The sequence below is a fragment of the Pseudomonas sp. 382 genome, from assembly GCF_002759075.1.
Classification (GTDB): Bacteria; Pseudomonadota; Gammaproteobacteria; order Pseudomonadales; family Pseudomonadaceae; genus Aquipseudomonas; species Aquipseudomonas vlassakiae.
This window is the reverse complement of record NZ_PEMX01000010.1, coordinates 1-21,004: the sequence shown is the minus strand read 5'-3', so window position 1 is coordinate 21,004 and position 21,004 is coordinate 1. Positions and strand designations below refer to the sequence as shown.

The window sequence follows — 21,004 nt, the reverse complement described above, 5'->3', positions numbered from 1 at the left end:
TAACAGCGGCGCCGAGCTTGTTGCATCCGGGGCGTTGGCGGACAATGCGTGTTTTGTGCGGGTGGGTGGCAGGTAGATGGCGACGGAGCGGGAAGAGAAGCTGTTGGCCCGGGTCGAGGATGCCTTTGGCGTCATCAGCGTGTACGAGGTGGAGGATTACCGCTTCCTCGAGTTCGGTGATGCCATCGAGCAGAGCTGCGTATTCACCGCTGACCCCAGCTGGCTGGAGTACGACTACACCCGCGCCATGCTGGTCGGTGCGCTGTGCCATGAACAGCCGGAAAGTGCGCTGTTTCTTGGCTTGGGCGCCGGTACCCTGACCCAGGCCTGCATGAAATTCCTGCCGCTGGAGGACATCGAGGCCATCGAGCTGCGTGCCGACGTGCCGCGTCTGGCCATGCAATACATGGGGCTGGACGATGATCCGCGGTTGTACGTGCGCATTGGCGACGCCCTGGAGTTGTTGCCCACGGCCGAGCAGGCCGACCTGCTGTTCGTCGACCTGTACACCGACCATGGGCCGGGTGTCGGGCACCTGGCGTGGAACTTCCTCGAGAACTGCCAGAAGCAACTCAACCCTGGTGGCTGGCTGGTGATCAACCAGTGGGCCAACGACGACGGCAAGCCGTTGGGCGCGGCGCTGCTGCGCGGGTTGTACCACCGGCATTACTGGGAGCTGCCGGTGAAGGAGGGCAATGTCATCCTGCTGGTGCCGGCGGACCTGGACCAGCACCTGGACCTCGATGGCCTGCGGGCGCGGGCCGAGGCCCTGGCGCCACGCCTGGGGTATAGCCTGGACGGGCTGATCCGCGAGATCCGGCCAGCTACCTGAAGACCGCGTCGCCTGCTTCGCGGGCTTGCCCGCTCCCACAGGAATACCTCTGCCCTCAGGATCTGCGCGGTACCTGTGGGAGCGGGCGAGCCCGCGAAAAGGGCAACTCGGAACCATCAGAAGGAATCGATTCAGCAGGCCAAGGCTGATGGCCGGATACTGGCTAACCGGCCAGAAAAATTTACTCACTCCCCGGCATTAATTCGGGTATAGTACGCGCCGGTCTTTTAGCGGACCTCAAAATCAGGTGGTGCAAATCCTCCGAGTCCAGCTTCGGCTGCACGTCCGCTAGGCGGACCTTCTCAAGTTTTTCTTTTTCAATCGTTTTCGCAAATCCCCGCCGACAAAGCTGCCTGGGTGACCGTTCCGGTCTTTCAAGGCATGTGCAGCTTTGCAGCATGGGTCTTTGCGGATGCACTTAGAGGCAGACCCATGACCCAGGAAACCGGCGGCTTCGCCGCTCTCGATCTCAATCAGAACATTGTTGCTGCCGTACTGGCTACCGGCTACGAAGAGCCGTCGGCCATTCAGCAACAATCGATCCCGATCATCCTCGCCGGTCACGACATGATCGGCCAGGCGCAGACTGGCACCGGCAAGACCGCTGCCTTCGCCCTGCCGATCCTCAACAAGATCGATGTGAGCAAGCGCGAACCGCAAGCCCTGATCCTGGCGCCAACCCGTGAGTTGGCGCTGCAAGTTGCTACCGCTTTCGAAACCTACGCCAAGCAGATGCCAGGCGTAAATGTAGTGGCCGTCTACGGTGGTGCCCCGATGGGCCCACAGCTGCGCGCCATTCGCAACGGCGCGCAAATCGTCGTCGCCACCCCGGGCCGTCTGTGCGACCACCTGCGTCGTGACGAGAAAGTCCTGTCGACCGTGCAGTACCTGGTGCTGGACGAAGCCGACGAAATGCTCAAGCTGGGCTTCATGGACGACCTCGAAGTGATCTTCGATGCAATCCCGGCCAGCCGCCAGACCGTGCTGTTCTCCGCCACCCTGCCGTCGTCGATCCGCTCGATCGCCGAACGCCACCTGCGCGAGCCCAAGCACGTCAAGATCCAGAGCAAGACCCAGACCGTCACCGCGATCGAGCAGGCCCACCTGATGGTCCATGCCGACCAGAAGATCCCGGCTGTGCTGCGTCTGCTGGAAGTCGAAGAGTTCGACGCGCTGATCGCCTTCGTGCGCACCAAGCAAGCCACCCTGGACCTGGCCGCCGCGCTGGAAGCCAAGGGCTACAAGGCTGCCGCTCTGAACGGCGACATCGCTCAGAACCAGCGTGAGCGGGTGATCGACTCGCTGAAGGATGGCCGCCTGGACATCGTCGTCGCCACTGACGTCGCTGCCCGTGGTCTGGACGTACCGCGCATCACCCACGTGTTCAACGTCGACATGCCGTACGACCCGGAATCCTACGTGCACCGTATCGGCCGTACCGGCCGTGCCGGCCGCGATGGCCGTGCGCTGCTGCTGGTCACCCCGCGTGAGCGCCGCATGCTGCAGGTGATCGAGCGCGTGACCGGGCAGAAGGTTGCCGAAGCCCGCCTGCCGAACGCCCAGGCTGTGCTGGATGCCCGCATCAAGAAGCTGACCAACAGCCTGGCGCCGCTGGTTGCCGAAGCAGAAGCCACCCATGGCGAGCTGTTCGACCGCCTGACTGCCGACCTCGGCTGCAGCGCACGCGCCCTGGCTTCGGCCCTGCTGCGCAAGGCCACCAACGGCCAGGCGCTGGACCTGGCGACCGTCGAGCGCGAGCAGCCGCTGGTACCAAGCTTCGCCCCGCGTGGCGAGCGTACCGAGCGTGGTGAGCGCAGCGATCGTGGCGATCGCGGTGGTGACCGTGAGCGTCGTGCGCCAATGCCGCTGGCCGAAGGCCGCGTGCGCTGCCGTACTGCCCTGGGTGCCCGTGACGGTATCGCTGCCAAGAACCTGCTGGGCGCGATCCTCAACGAAGGTGGCCTGGCCCGTGACGCCATCGGCCGCATCCAGGTGCGCGACAGCTTCAGCCTGATCGAGCTGCCGGAAGATGGCCTGGAGAAGCTGCTGTCCAAGCTCAAGGACACTCGCGTAGCCGGCAAGCAGCTGAAGCTGCGCCGTTATCGCGAAGATTGATCCTGATGCTATGAAAAAATCCCCGGCCTAGGTCGGGGATTTTTTTTGCCTGTGCCATTTTGGGGCTGCTGCGCAGCCCTTTCGCGACGCAAGGCCGCTCCTACAAGAGAGGGCGGTCCCCTGTAGGAGCGGCCTTGTGTCGCGAAAGGGGCGCAAAGCGCCCCCGGCGTTATTCAGTCGAACCGGTAAATGTCCATCCCCAACGCCCCCAGTGTGAACCCCTGGTGCACGATCCCGAACCTGTCCCCAGCCCCCATGGCAAAGAACAGCGGCAGCAAATGCTCATCACTGGGATGGTTACGCGCTGCAAACGGCGCCTGTTTCCGGTAATCCAGGAGCGCAGCCTGGTCATCTGCCTTCAGCCGCTCCACCACCCAGTCCCGGAACGCCAGGGCCCACGGCTCGATCGCATCCGGCCCGGCATGCCAGTCCAGTTCACCCAGGTTGTGCGTGATGCTGCCGGAGCCCACCAGCAAAACGCCTTCAGCACGCAACCCAGCCAGCGCCTTGCCCATCTTGACCTGCAACCCCGGCCCCATCTGGCTGGGCAGTGACACTTGAATCACCGGAATGCTCGCATCCGGGTACATCAGCGACAGCGGCACCCAGGCGCCATGATCGAACGGTCGTTGCGGGTCCAGGCGCGCCTGCAGCCGTTCAGCGACCCGGCTTGCCAGGCCTGGTTCGCCCGGCGCCGGATACTGCACCGCGTACAGCGCCGGCGGGAAGCCGTAGAAGTCGTGCCAGGTCTCTGGTTGTGCGCTGCTGGTCACCCACAGCTCAGGGCTTTCCCAGTGCGCCGACACCACCACGATCGCCTTCGGCCGTGGCAGGGCGTTGGCCAGCCCGGCCAATGCCGGCCCGCTGGCGCCTGGTTGCAAGGCGAGCATGGGAGAACCGTGGGAAATGAACAGGCTGGGCAGCATGGCGGGGTCCTGAAGGTTATGATGCAGTCATCTTCAATCAACTATCGATCGAAATCCAAACCAAGTTTTACCGACAAACCATCTAAAAATCGGGAGTAATCATGGAGCCAGCGTTCTGGCAGAAGCGGTGGGCCGACAACCAGATCGGTTTTCATCAATCTCGGGTGAACCCATTTCTGCCGAAGTATTGGCCGCAACTGCAGCTGGCGCCGGGCAGCCGTGTGCTGGTACCACTGTGCGGCAAGAGCCTGGACCTCGCTTGGCTGGCGGGGCAGGGGCACCGGGTATTGGGGGTAGAGTTGTCACGCCAGGCAGTGGAGGCGTTCTTCCGTGAGCATGGGCTGGAGCCACAGGTGACGCAGCAGGGTGTCTTCGAAGTCTGGCGCAATGGCGATGTGGAGCTTTGGTGTGGCGACTTCTTTGCCTTGCAGGCCGAGGATGTGGCGGATTGCGTAGCGCTCTATGATCGCGCCGCAGTGATTGCCCTACCGCCGCAAATGCGTGCGCAATACATGGCTTTGCTTTCACAGGCATTGCCGGTAGGCGCCGGCTTGCTGGTGACATTGGATTATCAGCAGGAACTGCTGGCCGGGCCGCCGTTTTCGGTGGCTGACGAGGAGGTGAGGCGCGGGTTTGCCAACTGGCAGGTGGAGGAGCTGGAAGCGCAGCAAGTGATCAGCGACAGCCCAAAGTTCCTGCAGGCCGGGGTCACGAGTCTGATCGAACGGGTGTACCGCGTGAAGTTCTGAGCGGAAACGAAAAAGGGCGACCGAGGTCGCCCTTTCCTTTACCGGTTGGATCAACCGCGGCGGCGCAGCGCCTCGATGCGGTCTTCCAGTGGCGGGTGGCTCATCAGCAGGCCAGCCAGGCCGTGCTTGAGGCCGCCATTGATGCCGAAGGCCTTCATGGTGTCGGGCATGTGTACCGGCAGGCCTTGCTCCACGCGCAGGCGCTGCAGGGCGCCGATCATCGCGGCGGTACCGGCCAGTTGGGCACCGGCTTCGTCGGCACGGTATTCGCGGCGGCGCGAGAACCACATGACGATCATGCTGGCCAGAATGCCCAGGATCAGCTCGGCAACGATGGTCGCCACGTAGTAGGCGATGCCCTGGCCTTCTTCGTTCTTGAAGATCACCTTGTCGACGAAGTTGCCGATGATGCGGGCGAAGAACATCACGAAGGTGTTCACCACACCCTGCACCAGCGCCAGGGTGACCATGTCACCGTTGGCCACGTGGCCGATCTCGTGGGCCAGCACGGCGCGCACTTCATCGGGCGAGAAGCGCTCCAGCAAGCCCTGGGACACGGCTACCAGCGCGTCGTTGCGGTTCCAGCCGGTGGCGAAGGCGTTGGCCTCGTAGGCCGGGAAGATACCCACTTCGGGCATCTTGATGCCGGCCTCGCGCGACAGCTCTTCGACCGTTTGCAGCAGCCACTGCTCGTGGCGGGTGCGCGGCTGGCTGATGATCTGGGTGCCGGTGGTCATCTTCGCCATCCACTTGGAGATGAACAGCGAAACCAGGGAGCCGGCGAAGCCGAACACGGCGCAGAACACCAGCAGGCTGCTGAGGTTGAGGTCAACCCCGTTGGCGGCCATGAACCCGTTGAAACCGAACAGGCTCAGGGTAATGCTTGCAACCAGCACCACCGCGAGGTTGGTGGCTACAAACAACAGAATGCGCATCATGGTTGTTACGTTCTCCTGACGGATGAGTTGTTGCTTACTGCGGGGTATATAAGGTGCCGGTCGCTGGGTTTCAATCGGGCGACTATTTCAAACTGTGTACGGCGGAGTATGGCAGAGGATTTTGCGCGGGCTGTGAGATAGAGCGTTGCAGGATGTAAGAAAAGGTCCATGCCATGAGATTTGTGGTGGTATAGAGATCGAGCGCCGCCCGCGCGGCGCATCGCGGGCAAGTCGGATCGCCGCACCGCCGCTCCCACATCTGTTTCGGGCCAGTCACTCCTGTGAAGCCAACAGGGACCGCCTTGGTGCATGACTGGAGACAGGTGGAGCCACCGAGATGTATCGCCATGCCAACAAGGCGGATCCTGTTGGCGGCACAGGAATAACTGGCCCGAAACAGATGTGGGAGCGGGCTTGCCCGCGATGCGCCGCGCGGGCGGCGCGCGATCTCGGCGCCACCGCAAATATCCCGTCGAACCTTACTGCGAATAAGTCCGCAGGAAGTTGCCGATCCGCCCGATCGCCGCCTCAAGGTCATCCACCCGCGGCAAGGTCACCACGCGGAAGTGGTCCGGCCACGGCCAGTTGAACGCCGTCCCCTGAACAATCAGCAGTTTTTCCGACAGCAGCAGGTCGAGGGCGAACTTCTCGTCGTTGAGGATCGGGCAGACTTTCGGGTCGATCCGCGGGAATGCATACAGCGCGCCCATCGGCTTGACGCAGCTGACGCCCGGGATGTCATTGAGCAGCTCGTAGGTGCGGTTGCGCTGCTCCAGCAGGCGGCCCGGCGGCAGCACCAGGTCGTTGATGCTCTGGTAGCCGCCCAGGGCGGTCTGGATGGCGTGCTGGGCCGGCACGTTGGCGCACAGGCGCATGTTGGCCAGCATGTCGATGCCTTCGATGTAGCTCTGGGCGTGGTGCTTGGGCCCGGAGATGATCAGCCAGCCGGAACGGAAACCGGCCACCCGGTACGACTTGGACAGGCCGTTGAAGGTCAGGCACAGCAGGTCCGGGGCCAGCGAGGCGGTGCTGATGTGCACGGCTTCGTCATAGAGGATCTTGTCGTAGATCTCGTCGGAGAACACCACCAGGTTGTGCTGGCGCGCCAGCTCCAGCATGCCCAGCAGCAACTCCTTGGAATACACCGCGCCAGTCGGGTTGTTCGGGTTGATGATCACCAGCGCCTTGGTGTTCGGGGTGATCTTGGCCTTGATGTCTTCCAGGTCCGGGAACCAGTCGGCCTGCTCGTCGCACAGGTAGTGCACCGGCTTGCCACCGGCCAGGCTCACGGCCGCGGTCCACAGCGGGTAGTCAGGGGCCGGGATCAGCACTTCGTCGCCGTTGTTCAGCAGCGCCTGCATCGACATCACGATCAGCTCGGACACACCGTTGCCGAGGTAGATGTCCTCGATGGTGACGCCTTCGATTTCCTTCTGCTGGCAGTACTGCATCACTGCCTTGCGCGCGCTGAACAGGCCCTTGGAATCGCTGTAGCCCTGGGCGGTGGGCAGGTTGCGGATCACATCCTGGAGAATTTCGTCCGGCGCCTCGAAGCCAAACGGCGCCGGGTTGCCGATGTTCAGCTTGAGGATGCGGTGGCCTTCCTCTTCGAGGCGTTTGGCGTGCTTGAGCACCGGGCCGCGAATGTCGTAGCAGACATTGGCGAGCTTGTTCGATTTGCTGAACTGCATGATGTGGTCCCGATTGAGAATACGCACTGCGGCCCTCCGAAACGTTCGAAAGGTTTGAAAGGGCAGGAAGCGGGTGCCAGACTGGAAGCCTTGCACACGAAGCCAACTAATATACGTGCCACCCGCGCTACGGAAAAGACGGCGCGAGGTGAAATTCAGCCTGCCGAGGTCCCCACATGCAAAAGATCGACAAGACACTTGAAGAATGGCGCGAAATGCTCGACCCCGCCCAGTATCAGGTGTGCCGCCTCAAGGGCACCGAGCGGCCGTTCAGCGGCAAGTACAACAGCGAGCGCCGTGCCGGCGTGTACCACTGCATCTGCTGTGATCTGCCGTTGTTCGACGCGCAGACCAAGTTCGACTCCGGCTGCGGCTGGCCGAGCTTCTATGCGCCGATCGAAGCGAGCGCGATGATCGAAATCCGCGATACCTCCCACGGCATGATCCGCACCGAGGTCACCTGCGCCCGGTGCGACGCCCACCTGGGCCATGTGTTCCCCGACGGCCCGCCACCGACCGGCCTGCGCTACTGCATCAACTCGGTGTGCCTGGACTTCAAACCCCGTGACGGAGCCTGAGAATGGCCGGATCGATGCTGGACATCCCTTGTGTGACCTTGGGCGGCGAGCAGAAAAAGCTCGGCGACTTTGCTGGCAAGGCGTTGCTGGTGGTCAACACCGCCAGCCAGTGCGGCTTCACCCCGCAGTACCAGGGGCTGGAGCAGCTGTGGCGGGACTACCGCGAACGTGGCCTGGTGGTGCTGGGCTTCCCTTGCAACCAGTTTGGCCAGCAGGAGCCAGGTGATGCGCGGGACATCGCGCAGTTCTGCGAGGCCAATTTCGGCGTGAGTTTCCCGCTGTTTCGCAAGATCGAAGTCAATGGCCCCGGCGCCCACCCGCTGTTCGTCGAACTCAAGCAGCGTGCACCAGGCTTGCTTGGCACGCAGAAGATCAAGTGGAACTTCACCAAGTTCCTGGTCGACCCGGCCAGCGGCAAGGTCGCTCGCTACGCGCCGACCACCAAGCCACAGGCACTGCAAGCCGACATCGAGCGCCTGCTCAGCCGCTGAGCGGCACCCAGTGGTCGATCAGCGCCAGTAGCTCCTCGCGGCGGAACGGCTTGGCCAGGTAGTCGCTCATGCCCGCCGCGCGGCAGCGCTCGCGTTCTTCAGGCATGGCGTTGGCGGTCAGGGCGACGATCGGCAGCTGGGGCCAGCGCCCGCTCTGGCGAATCCGCCGGCTGGCCTCGTAGCCGTCCATCACCGGCATGTTGCAGTCCATCAGCACCAGGTCGAAGTCTTCTCGCTCCAGCCGTTCCAGGGCCTCGGCGCCTTGGGTGGCGACTTCTACCCGGCAGCCGAGCTTGGCCAGCATGCCCTTGGCCACCAGCTGGTTCACCGGGTTGTCCTCCACCAGCAGGATGCGCGCACGGCCTTCGGTGGCGGTGAGCAGCGGGGTGGCCAGGGGGTGCTCCGGGGCATGCCCCTGCAAGGTGCGGCGCAGGGTCTGATACAGCGCGTTGCGCGCCAATGGCCGGGCCAGTTGGTGCAAAGGCGCCAGTTGCGCCGATTGCTCGCCGGGCAGGAAGTTGCCATAGGCGGTCACCAGCAGGATCGGCGCCTTCAGCGCCGGGCGTAGCTGGAACAGCTGCTCCAGGTCGTCGGTGATCAGCAGGTCGACGCTGCCGTCGAGCGTGGCGCGGCCGTCGTGCCGTTGATAGTCCAGCCCCCAGCCCGGCAGCAGGCCCTGCAGCAGCTCGCTGAGGCCGCTGCCGGCGTCGCTGAGGGCGACGACCTTGCCCTGCAGGGCGGCCGGTGCGATGGCCTCGGTGTGAGTGGGCAATGGCAGCTCGGCGCTGAAGCGGCTGCCAAAGCCAGGCTCGGACTGGATGTGCAGATGCCCCTGCATGGCCTTGCACAGGTTGCGGGTCAGGGCCAGGCCCAGCCCGGTGCCGCCGTACTGGCGGGTTATGCCGGCGCCGGCCTGGGTGAACGGCTGGAAGATCCGCGCCTGGGCCGCTTCGGGAATGCCGATGCCGGTGTCGCGCACTTCCAGGCGCACACCGCCGACGATGCGTGCCAGGCGCACGTCGACGCGGCCGAAGCGGGTGAACTTCAGGGCGTTGGACAGCAGGTTGCTGACCACCTGGCGTACCCGCGTGGGGTCGCCGAGCACCGAACTCGGGAAGTCGCCAGCGATCAGGCAGGTCAGCTCGACGTTCTGCGCGGCATTCTGCGACAGCAGGTTGGCGGTGTCCTCGACCATGGCGCCCATGTCGAAGGGGATGCGCTCCAGTTCCAGCTGCCCGGCATCGAACTTGGACAGGTCGAGAATATCGTTGAGCAATTCCACCAGCACCTTGCCCGAATCGTGGGCAATCGACAGCTGCTGACGCTGTTCCCCGGCCAGTGGGCTGTCCAGGGCCAGGGCGATCATGCCGAGCATGCCGTTGAGCGGGGTGCGGATCTCATGGCTCATGTTGGCCAGGAACGCAGCGCGCGCCTGGGCCATGTCCAGGGCTCGTTGGCGGGCCTCTTCCAGCTCCTGATTGGACTGGCTGAGGCGATTGTTGCTGGCCTTTAGCTCTTCGGTGCGGGCCGAGACGATGTCTTCCAGTTCGTTGAGGTACTACGTCAAGCGGTTTTCCGCGGTGCGCCGCTGCTGGATCTCGGTGGCCATGCTGACGAACTGCTGGTTGGCGACCCGCACCAGCACGCCGATCTCGTCCTGTTCGTGCCCGGGCGGGCAGTCCACCCGGGTTTGCCCCGGCTGGCGCGGGTCGCGCCCGGTGAGGGCTGCGATCACGGTGACCAGCGGTTTGGTCAGCATCATGTAGAACAGCGCAAGGAGGATGCCGGTCAGCACCAGGCTGCGGGCGAAACCATTGAGCAAGGTAACCCCGGCGCGGTCGAGGAAGCGGCTGCCGAAGGTGAAGGTGTCGACGTCCAGGTACAGCGTGCCGAGGTATTCCTCGGGCATGTGGGTCAGGTACAGGCGTTCCTTGAACTGGCGTTTTTCACCGAACAGAAAGTCGCTCAGCGGCCGGTAGCGGTCCTCGAGCCGTGGCCGTTCGACATCGGCCAGCACCGTTTCGTTGTTGTCGATCAGCCGCGCACGGATGACTGCTGGCGACTCCAGCAGGCCGCGGGTGAGTTCCAGCGCCAGCTCCGCATCGATGTTGTAGGCGATGCGCGAGGCCGGGTTGTGGCTGATTTGCAGCAACGCCTGCACTTCACGGTTGATGGATGCGTCTTCGCTGGCATAATCGATGCCGATCTGGATGAGACTCAGCAATGTTCCCAGGATGAAGCCGACCAGGACTGTCAACCGGGCTTGCTTGTATGACAGGCGATTGGTGAACTTGATATCCATGAGTCCCGAGCCGGTTTAACGTCCCTTGCGCTGCGCAAGCATAGCCGATCAGCCCCGGCTGCTGGCGGGTCTGTCTTTTCATTTCAGTTGATCGCCAAGCGGGGGCCGCTTTGCGGCCCCAAAAAAACTGAAATCCGTAGGAGTCGTCATGGACGCTCGCTTGAATGCTTTCCTGGAACGTGCCGAATCGGTGCTGGCGCGTCTCGAACCTTTGTTGCCGGCGCCGCGCCCGCACATCGACTGGAGCACCACCCTGGCTGCACGCTGGCAGCGCGACGGCCGCACGGGCTACCTGATGCCGCTGGAAGTCAGCCTGGACATCCGCCTGAGCGACCTGATCGGTGTCGACAAGCAACGTGATCAGTTGGGCCGCAACACCCACCAGTTCATCAATGGCATGCCGGCCAACCACGCCCTGCTGTGGGGTTCGCGTGGCACCGGCAAGTCGTCGCTGGTACGTGCCCTGCTGGCCGAGCATGCGGGTGCAGGGCTGCGCCTGATCGAGATCGAGCGCGACCACCTGGCCGACCTGCCGCGTGTCGTCGAGCAGCTGCAGAAGCTGCCGCAACGCTTCATCCTGTTCTGCGATGACCTCTCGTTCGAAGCCGGGGAGGGCGACTACCGGGTGCTCAAAAGCGTGCTCGATGGCTCGCTGGAGCAGGCCCCGGACAACGTGCTGCTGTACGCGACGTCCAACCGCCGCCACCTGGTGCCGGAAAAACAGAGCGACAACGAAAACTGGAAGATGGTCGACGGCGAGCTGCACCCCAACGAAGCGGTGGAGGACAAGATCGCCCTGTCCGACCGTTTTGGCCTGTGGCTGTCGTTCTACCCGTTCAGCCAGGAACACTTCCTCGACGTGGTCGAGCACTGGATCGGCCAGTTGGCCCGCCCTGCAGGCCTGGCCTGGCAGCGTGACGAAGCCCTGGACATTCTCGCCGTGCGCTGGGCAACCGGGCGCGGCAACCGTAATGGCCGTTGTGCCTATCAGTTCGCCCGCTACTGGGTCGGGCTGCAATTGCTGGAGCAAAAGTAAACATGATCGACCTCAATGCCAGTAGCACCGGCCTCGACGGCTACAACCTGCTGGCCGCGCAAGTACAGGCGCTGTTTGCCGACGAGCGCGACTTCATCGCCAATGCGGCGCAGTTTTCGGCGTTTCTCTACCACCAGGTGGATGACCTGAACTGGGCGGGGTTCTACCTCAACCGCAACGAACAGCTGGTGCTCGGCCCGTTCCAGGGCCAGGTAGCCTGTGTGCGCATTCCGTTCAGCAAAGGTGTGTGCGGCGCGGCTGCAGCCACCCGGCAGACCCAGCGAGTCGAGGATGTGCATGCATTCCCTGGGCATATCGCTTGTGACAGCGCGTCCAACAGCGAGCTGGTGATTCCGCTGGTAAAGGACGGGCGGTTGATTGGTGTGCTGGACCTGGATAGCCCGAAACTGGCGCGTTTCAGTGAGGCAGACCAGGTAGGGCTGGAAAGGTTGGTGGCGATCTTTCTGCAGTTGACCGACTGCTAACCCTGCGCCAATCCCTGTGGGAGCGGTCTTGTGTCGCGAAAGGGGTGCGAAGCGCCCCAGAGGGTTTCAGCTTCGCAGCAAGAATTGCGGGGGCCGCGTTGCGGCCCTTTCGCGACACAAGGCCGCTCCCACAGGGCCGGTGCAGGCTTGAAGATCAGTCGTAGATCACGCGCTTCTTCCAGGTCTCTTCGTCATCGGTCTTGAGCCCCTGGGTCAGTTCGTTCTGCTCGTTCTCCGCCGGCTCCATCTTGTCCAGCACCTGGGCATTGGCCCGCGCCAGCAGCTTCTCCAGATAGGTCAGCTGCTCTTCATACACTTTCGGTTCCGGCTGCTTGCGCAGGTATTGCACGCCGCGTTCGAAAGCCAGGCGCGCCTGGCCGGGCTGCTCCTGCTGCAGGGCCTGCTGGCCAAGGTTGTTGAAGAACTCTATGTGCAGCAGCACCAGCATGTGGCGGATTTCCCTGACCCAGTGCTTGCCTTCGTTGGTCTGCAGGACGTTTTCCTGGGTGCCTTTGACGATCTGGGTGTGCAGGGCTTCTAGCAAGAACCGCACATCCTTGGCCTTGGCCTCGGTCTGGATCGGGCAGGGCGGGTTGTTCACCGGAATCCGCTCGCCTTGGGCAATCAGCCCTTCGAGTTCAGCGATGCGTGCCTTTAGTTGCGCATTGTGCTTGTCCAGCGCCAGTTGCCGCTGGTTGAGGTTCAGCTCCAGGCGTGCCAGCAGCAGCTTGAGCGCCGGGGTCATGAACTGGCCCGGGAAGGTCTCGGTGATTTCGCCGCAGCGGCGCACCCGGTCGGCGAGTTCGACTTTCAGCCGGGCGCGTTCAAGCTTGCTGTTTTCGACCACGTTGTTGAGGTAGCCGATCACGATCAGCAACGCGATACCCGCCACGATGAGCAGAGTGATCAGAAGTGGTGTCACCGTTAACGCCTCATTGAAGAAGAATTACAGCTTTGAGTGTAGTGAGTTTGCCAAGGTGCGAATAGCAGCACAGGCAAACCCTTTCTCTATATCGACCACGCCGCCCGCATCTGCACCCCAACGAACCCGGAAGTCATTGATTTAAATAAATTTCTACAAAGGGGTTGACGCCTCTTCCAACCCTCCCTAGAATGCGCGCCACTTGCAGCGTAAAGCACACAGCGAAACGCGGCAGGGAGTGAAAGCAGGCAGCAATGCCAGCAGCGTGTCCCCTTCGTCTAGTGGCCTAGGACACCGCCCTTTCACGGCGGTAACAGGGGTTCGAGTCCCCTAGGGGACGCCAATGCGGGAATAGCTCAGTTGGTAGAGCACGACCTTGCCAAGGTCGGGGTCGCGAGTTCGAGTCTCGTTTCCCGCTCCAAATTTTGATCCACAGACTTCTACTGGGGTCTGTAGGTCATTGAAAAAAGGAGCTTCGGCTCCTTTTTTCATTCCAGCGAGTGCCACGGAAATCCACCCACAGCTACCGTTTTTGAGTGACCAAATAAGGCACAAGAATACGGGTGGGGCGGCTACCGGATAGTTGCTGGGGCTGAGCGGGAACCATGACGAGCATAGGGCCTAAGTCATTACTTAGGAGTCTCGAAATGGCGCTCTCTGATCTGACCGTCCGGCAGGCGAAGACCACCGGAAAACGCTACACCCTCTCCGACAACGACTGCCTGGGCCTGATGGTCTCAGCCGCAGGCGGCAAGTCATGGCAATTCCGCTACTACTGGCTGGGCAAGCAAAAGCGCCTGTGCCTGGGCGGCTATCCTGCCCTCAGCCTGCGTGAAGCCCGGACCGAGCGAGACAAGGCCCAGGCCCTGCTTGCCAGGGGGATCGATCCCCAGGTCGAGCGCGACCAGAAACGGCACGCGGCCAAGCTGGCGGGCGAATACACCTTCAAGACCGTCTTCGATGCTTGGGTCGAGCATCGCCGTAAGGAACTCAAGGAAGGCCGTCAGAGCACGCTTTCCCAGATCCTGCGCATCTTTAACAAAGACGTGCTGCCCACTCTGGGGAAGATGTCGATCTATGACATTCGCCGCCCTCAGCTTCTGGGCGTCCTGGCGGCGATCGAGAAGCGCAAGGCGTTCACTACTGCGGAAAAGGTCCGCACCTGGTTCAACCAGATGTTCCGTTATGCCCTGGTCATCGCCGAGGGGCTGGAGGTCAACCCGGCCGCAGACCTGGACGTGGTAGCCGAACCCAAGCCCCCGGTAGCCCACAACCCCTACTTGCACCTGCCCGAGATGCCCGAGTTCCTCCAGAAGCTCCGGCTCTACAACCCCCGTGGCTGGCAGACCCAGCTTGGCGTCCGGCTGCTGTTCCTGACCGGGGTGCGCACCGGCGAACTGCGGTTGGCCGAACCCGAACAGTTCGACCTCGACAGGGGCTTGTGGATCATCCCGCCGCAGATCGTCAAGCAGCTCCAGGATGAAATGCGCAAGGCAGGGAAGCGGCCGCAGGATGTGCCCCCCTATATCGTGCCGCTATCCCTGCAGGCCATCGAGATCGTGCGCTATCTTCTGGGGGTGATGCGGCCGGCGCAGAGGTACCTGCTGTCACACCGCAGCGAACTCAAGAAGCGCATCAGCGAGAACACCCTCAACAAGGCCGTGCAGCTCATGGGCTATGAGGGGCGCCTGACCGGCCACGGCATCCGCGGCACCATCTCGACGGCGCTCAACGAGATTGGCTACCCGAAGATTTGGGTGGACGCGCAGCTTTCCCATTCCGACCCCAATAAGGTGAGTTCGTCCTACAACCACGCCAAGTACGTTGAGCCGCGCCGTCGGATGATGCAGGACTGGGCCGATCGGCTCGACCTGCTCGAACAGGGCGAAGTGGAAGCCGCGAGCGCGCACCTGACCATCCGTATCGACGGGGTGCCGGCAATGGCAGAAGTGGAGGAAACGATGGATGCGACCCTCACGATGGCCGAGCCCACTCCTCCCGGCGTCCCGCCCGTCGTGGCCACGCCTATTGTCGTAACCCCGAGCAGCGGCGGGATCACGTTCCAGCGGCTGTCTCAGGTGCCGCCGCCTCCGACGCATGCCCCAGAGCCGGAAGTGTCCGCGATCCAGCGCGAGCGCGAGGAAATGCTGACCATCTACGAGTCTCCAAGCAGCTTGCCGGTCCCGCTGTTCGGCAAGCTGGCTGGAAAGTCCAAGGACCAGATCAACCGCGAACTGAAAGCGGGCAAGTTGCTGTCCATCAGTTTGGGTAATCGGGGGCAGCGTGTTCCCGATTGGCAACTGGTGCCGCTCAAGCACAAGCTGGCCCAGGTGCTCATGAACCAGTGCCTGCACGCGGATTCGTGGGATCTGTACCGCATGCTGACCCAGCCGCACCCTGACCTGGGGGACCGCGCGGCCATTGATGCGGTCACGCCGACCAACGTGCCGGCGATCATCCGGGTCATCATGGGCGACTACCAGCACCATGCGGATATGCCCGAGGCCATTGCCCCTTACCCCATCCCCGAGGATGTGCGGCAAAGCGTTCGTCGGCTGGTGGATAGCGCAGTAGTTCTAGACGGAGCATAGGGCTCTCAAACCTTGCAGGGGCCTTGTGGCCCCTGCATTACGCTTGCACCGCCTCCACGAGTTCGCTCAGCGTGCGCGGTGCGGGAGCGAAGAACACGGCGCCGGTGTGCGCCGTCGAGAAATCGAGCAGGCGGTCGTGCATGCCTGGCGGATCGCCGAGGAACATGCGCTCCAGCATCTTCTGCGTCACCCACAGATGCCTGGAGTAGCCGATGAAGTAGGTGCCATATTCGCCCTGGCCGGGGCGGCCGAAGGGCATGTTGTCGCGCAGGATGTCGTGCTCGGTGCCGTCGTCGTCCACGATTGTGGCGAGGGTCTTGTGCGATTTCTGGCCGCTCGTCGCGTCGGGCAATTCGACATTGCTGACGATCTCCCGGCCGATGATCCGCTCTTGCTCGTCCTTGGCGAGCCGAGCCCACGGCTGCATTTGGTGCAGATACTTCTGCACCACCAAGTAGCTACCGCCGGCGAACGCCTGATCTTCACTGCCGACCAGCGTCGAGGCGCCGATGTCGTGCCCGGTCGGGTTGGCCGTGCCATCGACAAAGCCAAGCAGGTCGCGGGAGTCGAAGTAGCGAAAACCGACCACCTCGTCGGCCACCGTCACGCTGCTGCCCAGTTGGTCCAGCAGCAGGCGCTCGAATTCAAAACAGAGATCCTCACGTTCGGCACGGATGTGAAAGAACAGGTCGCCGGGCGTGGCAGGCGCGGTGTGCTTGGCACCCTCGATGGGCACGAAGGGCCGTAGTTCCTTCGGGCGCTTCCCGGTCTGGAAACGGTCCCATAGCGCCGATCCCAGCGCAGTGATGCACGACAGCCGGCCGTTGAGATCGCGGAAGCCCACCGTTTTGATCAGGTCGTCCAGCCCGTCCAAGATGCCGGCGACCGCCTGAAGGGCCTCGTGGCCCTCGGCGACCGTCAACGTGAGAAACACCGCCGCGCGCGACAGCGGCGCATCGATGCTTTGCGAGTCAATTGGTACTCGGTCCCAACCACTTCCAACCATTCGTGCCTCCAAAGACCATGTTAATTCATCATATTGCCAAAGATGGAAGCGCTATCACTGGCGCGCTAACAGGTGCGTGCCGCGGTAATTACCCGAACGCAGCCTCGGCGAGAGCGGGCTATGGGATATTCGAGCAAGCCGCCCTATCCCTGGCAACCAGCATTGCCCTGTGCTCGAACCGCTCAGAAACAGCATTGGCTCGTCCGTGGGGCCGCTGCAGGTATGTCACGATCTCGTAGGGGCCGTCTGAAAGCGGTCGCATAGTGATCCCCCACGCATGGGCACGCTCCATGCGCGATTGCGCCGAGAGCCCCACACCGTAGCCAGCGGTGACCCAAAGCGCCATCATCTCGAACGAAGTCACATGCTGCACGCTCTGTTGGCTCAACGGAAGGGAAGACAGTCGCTGATCGAGCAGTAGGCATGCCTCCGCCGGCCAGCGAAACACCGGATAGTCCAGAAGCTCGGCAAGCGTGATCTTCGCCTGGGCAAGTAAGGGGGACCCCAGCGGCATTGCAACGGCCACGTTCTCGACCCAGAGCGGCTGGCTTTTCACGGCTGGAGCACCAGCGTTCCGAAGCGAGATTCCGGCGTCGTAGCGGCCTTCCTCAAGGCCCGTCATCAGGTCGTCGCCCGAGGTCTCAAAGAACGCGATGGTGACTTCAGGCTCCTCTGCGCGCTGAAGGGCAAGAAGCGTTATGAGGCAAGAGGATGGCACTCCAGGTGCGATAGCAAGCCTGAAATGGGAAAACTGGCTGGTGGCGTCATGCATGAGGGCCCCCAATAAGCGATCTGTCCAGAAAGGCAAACCAGCGTCGCAGTAAAGAGTGAAGTTTAACGTCGTTATCTTTAACGTGGTTAATTGTGGCAGATTGTTTGACGCTTCTGCTAATGCAGAAATCAACAATTCAGCCAGGCCGTCCTTCTGGCACATCGACGTATGAATCCGAGTCGGCGTTAGCCTTCGGACAGGCCGTGCGCGCTGCGCGCGTCGCTCAAGGAGTCGCGCAAGACGAGTTCGCATCTCGGGCAAGCATTTCGCGTTCTCACATGGGTAAGATCGAGCGTGGTGAGCACGTGCCCACGCTTCCGCTCATACTGAAAATTTCTACGGCACTCGGAATAAGCGCGGCTGACCTGATGACGGCGACCGAACGCAATCTGCGTGCCGACACCGATCCCTGAGTGTCTGGCTTGCCAGGCTCCGTCAACCGTCCGATGAGTCGCGTAGGCGAACGACAAATCGCTCTACCGAAGCCGATAAATTGCTGCCGTCGGGCCGAAGCAGGTAGGTCGTGATCACGGCAGAATCCATCGCCAAGGGGCGGATCACCACATCCGGCCGTTGAGAGATGGGAATCTTGGTCGCCGTCATGAAGCCGATGCCGTAGCCGGCGCCGACCAAGGTGAGCATCATGTCCAGTGAGGATACTTCCTCGACAACATTCAGCTTGTGCTCCAACGTGTTGAGCAGCCGCTTGAGTTCGCGGCAATAACCCTCGCATACCTGCGGGTCGCACAGGACAAGTGGATGGCCTTGGAGTTCTTGAAGTGGCACCTCCTTGTAGGTGAGCAATGAGTGCCGAGCTGGCACAGCAATCACCAGCGGGTCGTGCCAGATTGCCTCGGCAGCGATACCGTCGCCGACATCGGCCGTGTGCGCGAACCCGATCATGAAGTCGCCCGAGCGCAAACCGCGCACTTGCTCTGCCAGAGGCACTTCTGACAAGCGTATTTCGATCTCCGGCTCCTCGGCGCGACAACGAGCCAGAAATGCCGACAGTCGTGGATCGATAGCTCCATCTGATACTGCGATGCGCAGGCTACCGCGCAAGCCCGATGCCACAGCCTTGGCATTTTCACGAGCCTGTTCCAGCACAGTGAATAGACGGCGTACATCTTGCAAGAAGACCGCACCCGCCGCCGTCAGAACTGTTCCTCGTCGGTTTCGGTCGAAGAGCACTACGCCCAACTCGTCCTCAAGTTCCTTGATGGCTCGTGATAGCGGTGGTTGTTCGATATGCAAGCGCTCAGCCGCCCGCGTGAAATGTAGCTCCTCAGCAAGAACTACGAAGCAGCGAAGATGGCGCAGCTCCATAGGCCACCCTCCCGTTCCGACTTATCCAACACTGTGCTATCTCCCTATAGAAGTGACTGCCATTTCGGCGGCGGCGAGTTCGGCCACGTCTTTGGAAACTTCTGGCTAAATGAGCCAGGGCTGGGCTGATCGTGCGATGGCCCGAGGCCGGCACAACACCAGGCGAGACTGATCAAGTCCGTGGGGTGGTCAGGATCAGGCGAAGGCTATGTTCAGCCACGCACATCAATGGATGCCGCGCATCTTCTCCGTCCGACCCTTGACCGATTGCGAACCAGGCGCTCGAACACGCCTGCGGTTGATCATCACCTGCGGATTGCTGAGGTTCTGCTCCTGGCCCGAGCCAAGGCAAGCACCCCGTCAAAATCACAACGCCTTGGGGCAGCAGACAAATGCCGGCGAAAATATTCGCCGGCTTCAGTTGCTGGCCGGAGACTAGAGGAGCCAGAATGTCTCTCACCAGAAAGTGTGAGACATCCTGATGCGTAGCCCGCGCCGGATACTTACTGCCGCACTGAACCATGCGGGTCGATGACGTACTTGTATGCAGAACCCGCGTCGAACTCTTTGTACGCGGCGGGCGCGTCTTCGAGCTTGATGAACTTAGTGTTCATCATCGGCGAAAGGTAAGGCATGCGATCGTTCAGTATCGCCCGCATTAACGCGTGGTTGTAATTGGCCGTCGGGGATTGACCAGCCGACATTCGCGGCGACTTGATCCAGGCGTTGGACCATTCCAGATCCATATGGCCTTTCTTGGCTTTCGGGTCTTTCGAGATCGGGTTTGCGCAGTACACACCGACCGTGCTGGTCATTCCGCCGAAGCGGACATATTTGAGCATTGCGTTGGTAACAGCGCTCTCCACGATCTTGTCAGCCTCCGCGCCAAACCCGCGGCAGTCCACACCAACATAGTCGATGACGCGATCCACCTCCCTGTGCCCGGTAATGCGTTCGAGATGTTCCTCGATCGGCACGCCGTCGGAAAGGTTGATGGTTTCCACGCCGTGTGGCTTGAGAAGGTCCAGCCGCTCTTGAATGTAATCGGCAACGATGATGGCGCCTGCACCCAGAAGTCTGGCGCAGGCGGCACCCGCTCTGCCGACCGGCCCGGCACCGAAGATCAGGATGTTTTCGCCGACGACGTAGGCCGGTGCGGCTGGCCAATCAGGGCCAGCGAACCCATGGAAAGCTGTGGGTAGTACGTCAGAGAGAAGGGTCAGGTCGCGGATCTTTTCCATGGCGGCATCCTTGTCAGGAAAGCGCAGGAGATTGAAATCCGCATACGGTACGAAGAGATAATCACCTTGGCCCCCCGTCCAGCCACCGAGGTTGAACCCGTAGGCTCCGCAGTCGATTTCGGGGTTGGTGTTCTCGCATACATCGGAGCGCATATGCTTGCAGTTGTAGCAACGCCCACAACCCACATTGAAGGGGACGGAAACGATGTCGCCCTTCTTCACGACTTCGACGTCTGATCCCACTTCGATCACTTCGCCGGTCATTTCATGGCCCATGGTCATTCCCTTGGGAACAGCAAACGAACCGCGATAAATGTGAAGGTCGCTGCCACAGATATTTGTGGTAACTATTTTGAGGATAGCGCCGTGGGGTGCACTTTTCCCTTGAGGGGTTATCAGCTCTGGAAATTTGAAGGTGTTGACCTTCATTTCCAAGGGCTTCTCGAAAGTCACGATTCGGTTACCGGTCGGAGTCATTTCGTCACCTCTGTGCGTTAATGTTTCCATCTTCTAAATCGAAGTGGGAAACGAGACTTACCGCTGTCAAGAAGAACGATCGTGGTACTGCCTAGCCGTTGGCCGCGTCTCCTTCTGCGGTCTTGACAGCATCGGATCAAGCTCAGAAGTGGTCAAACTGGAATAATCTATGTGCAGATAGACACGATCTATCTACACGGGCTCGTCGAGCCGTGCTCGTCTCCTAGCTGGGAGAGGACAACGATCATCACTACATCGCGCCTCCTAGCTTGATCTAGGAATAGTCAGCTTGACCCAGCGAGACATGAGGAGGCCGCATGCAGCAGGTACTCCTGTCGCCCGTGTTGCCCCTAGACCTGGTGGCCTTCGATGGGTTGCTCAGCACGTGGCGCCTGTTAGGGACAGTCTGAAAAAGACTTTCTGATTTTGGCAAAATAGCCGAACGCCACCCACCGAGTTTTCTGATGAAGCAGATGACCTTCGCCGATGCCGAGTACGCCGGCAAGCGCAAGCAGACCCGCAAAGA

General features: G+C 61.9%; 16 protein-coding genes, 2 tRNA genes and 2 pseudogenes. 11 read left to right on the top strand and 9 right to left on the bottom strand.

Annotated elements, in window-relative coordinates; all coding sequences use genetic code 11:
- The first annotated feature begins 76 nt into the window (after positions 1–76).
- Together CQW31_RS13605 and CQW31_RS13600 are read left to right on the top strand one after the other, a co-directional pair.
- The gene (locus tag CQW31_RS13605) at positions 77–832 is read left to right on the top strand and encodes a spermidine synthase (protein WP_099814701.1); all 756 of its coding nucleotides are present in this window, start codon (positions 77–79) and stop codon (positions 830–832) included.
- Positions 833–1,230: 398 nt separating this feature from the next.
- Positions 1,231–2,947, top strand: a pseudogene (locus CQW31_RS13600) (DEAD/DEAH box helicase).
- Positions 2,948–3,120: 173 nt separating this feature from the next.
- On the opposite strand, the gene CQW31_RS13595 reads toward CQW31_RS13600, so the two are convergent.
- A complete protein-coding gene (locus CQW31_RS13595) occupies positions 3,121–3,873 on the bottom strand; it encodes a class III extradiol ring-cleavage dioxygenase (protein ID WP_099814700.1) in 753 nt (250 codons plus the stop codon).
- A 101-nt stretch (positions 3,874–3,974) separates the two neighbouring features.
- Between CQW31_RS13595 and CQW31_RS13590 the strand changes: the two genes are divergently transcribed.
- Positions 3,975–4,622 (top strand): thiopurine S-methyltransferase, encoded by a 648-nt coding sequence (locus tag CQW31_RS13590; protein WP_099814699.1) that lies wholly within the window; start codon positions 3,975–3,977, stop codon positions 4,620–4,622.
- 50 nt (positions 4,623–4,672) lie between these two features.
- Here the strand turns inward: CQW31_RS13590 and htpX are convergent, their stop codons facing one another.
- Together htpX and CQW31_RS13570 are read right to left on the bottom strand one after the other, a co-directional pair.
- Entirely contained in the window at positions 4,673–5,560 is an 888-nt protein-coding gene (htpX, locus tag CQW31_RS13585) for a protease HtpX (protein ID WP_003259721.1), read from the bottom strand.
- Between the two features lie 479 nt (positions 5,561–6,039).
- Positions 6,040–7,251, bottom strand: coding sequence for a pyridoxal phosphate-dependent aminotransferase (locus CQW31_RS13570; RefSeq protein ID WP_012313392.1), 1,212 nt, complete (start codon positions 7,249–7,251; stop codon positions 6,040–6,042).
- Positions 7,252–7,427: 176 nt separating this feature from the next.
- Here CQW31_RS13570 and msrB point away from each other — a divergent pair, with 176 nt between their 5' ends.
- Entirely contained in the window at positions 7,428–7,829 is a 402-nt protein-coding gene (msrB, locus tag CQW31_RS13565) for a peptide-methionine (R)-S-oxide reductase MsrB (RefSeq protein WP_099814697.1), read from the top strand.
- A gap of 2 nt (positions 7,830–7,831) precedes the next feature.
- Positions 7,832–8,320, top strand: a complete 489-nt coding sequence (locus tag CQW31_RS13560) for a glutathione peroxidase (protein ID WP_099814696.1) — start codon at positions 7,832–7,834, stop codon at positions 8,318–8,320.
- Here the strand turns inward: CQW31_RS13560 and CQW31_RS13555 are convergent.
- Positions 8,310–10,622 (bottom strand): annotated as a pseudogene (locus tag CQW31_RS13555) (response regulator). The gene CQW31_RS13560 and the pseudogene CQW31_RS13555 overlap by 11 nt on opposite strands.
- Positions 10,623–10,770: 148 nt before the next feature.
- On the opposite strand from CQW31_RS13555, the gene CQW31_RS13550 reads away from it, so the two are divergent.
- Together CQW31_RS13550 and CQW31_RS13545 are read left to right on the top strand one after the other, a co-directional pair.
- A complete protein-coding gene (locus tag CQW31_RS13550) occupies positions 10,771–11,658 on the top strand; it encodes an ATP-binding protein (RefSeq protein WP_099814695.1) in 888 nt (295 codons plus the stop codon).
- A 2-nt stretch (positions 11,659–11,660) separates the two neighbouring features.
- Positions 11,661–12,143: a GAF domain-containing protein gene (locus CQW31_RS13545; RefSeq protein WP_099814694.1), complete on the top strand. Its 483-nt coding sequence runs from the start codon at positions 11,661–11,663 to the stop codon at positions 12,141–12,143.
- Positions 12,144–12,297: 154 nt separating this feature from the next.
- On the opposite strand, the gene CQW31_RS13540 is transcribed toward CQW31_RS13545, so the two are convergent.
- Positions 12,298–13,065: a hypothetical protein gene (locus CQW31_RS13540; RefSeq protein WP_099814693.1), complete on the bottom strand. Its 768-nt coding sequence runs from the start codon at positions 13,063–13,065 to the stop codon at positions 12,298–12,300.
- A 267-nt stretch (positions 13,066–13,332) separates the two neighbouring features.
- On the opposite strand from CQW31_RS13540, the gene CQW31_RS13535 reads away from it, so the two are divergent.
- The 3 genes from CQW31_RS13535 (at position 13,333) to CQW31_RS13525 (ending at position 15,656) form a co-directional block, all read left to right on the top strand.
- Positions 13,333–13,408: transfer RNA gene (locus tag CQW31_RS13535), tRNA-Glu, on the top strand.
- Positions 13,409–13,410: 2 nt separating this feature from the next.
- Positions 13,411–13,486: transfer RNA gene (locus tag CQW31_RS13530), tRNA-Gly, on the top strand.
- A gap of 226 nt (positions 13,487–13,712) precedes the next feature.
- Positions 13,713–15,656 (top strand): integrase arm-type DNA-binding domain-containing protein, encoded by a 1,944-nt coding sequence (locus CQW31_RS13525; RefSeq protein ID WP_009459572.1) that lies wholly within the window; start codon positions 13,713–13,715, stop codon positions 15,654–15,656.
- Positions 15,657–15,693: 37 nt separating this feature from the next.
- Here the strand turns inward: CQW31_RS13525 and CQW31_RS13520 are convergent, their stop codons facing one another.
- On the bottom strand, positions 15,694–16,662 hold the full coding sequence (locus CQW31_RS13520) for a Dyp-type peroxidase (protein ID WP_009459580.1): 969 nt from the start codon (positions 16,660–16,662) through the stop codon (positions 15,694–15,696).
- A 118-nt stretch (positions 16,663–16,780) separates the two neighbouring features.
- Positions 16,781–17,434 carry a substrate-binding domain-containing protein gene (locus CQW31_RS13515; protein ID WP_019726377.1) on the bottom strand — a complete coding sequence of 218 codons (654 nt, stop codon included), beginning with the start codon at positions 17,432–17,434 and terminating at the stop codon, positions 16,781–16,783.
- Between the two features lie 119 nt (positions 17,435–17,553).
- On the opposite strand from CQW31_RS13515, the gene CQW31_RS13510 reads away from it, so the two are divergent.
- Positions 17,554–17,847 (top strand): helix-turn-helix domain-containing protein, encoded by a 294-nt coding sequence (locus CQW31_RS13510; RefSeq protein ID WP_009459591.1) that lies wholly within the window; start codon positions 17,554–17,556, stop codon positions 17,845–17,847.
- Positions 17,848–17,869: 22 nt separating this feature from the next.
- Here the strand turns inward: CQW31_RS13510 and CQW31_RS13505 are convergent, their stop codons facing one another.
- Positions 17,870–18,760 (bottom strand): LysR family transcriptional regulator, encoded by an 891-nt coding sequence (locus CQW31_RS13505; protein WP_019726376.1) that lies wholly within the window; start codon positions 18,758–18,760, stop codon positions 17,870–17,872.
- A gap of 503 nt (positions 18,761–19,263) precedes the next feature.
- Positions 19,264–20,478, bottom strand: coding sequence for a glutathione-independent formaldehyde dehydrogenase (locus CQW31_RS13500; protein ID WP_009459598.1), 1,215 nt, complete (start codon positions 20,476–20,478; stop codon positions 19,264–19,266).
- Positions 20,479–21,004: the final 526 nt, after the last annotated feature.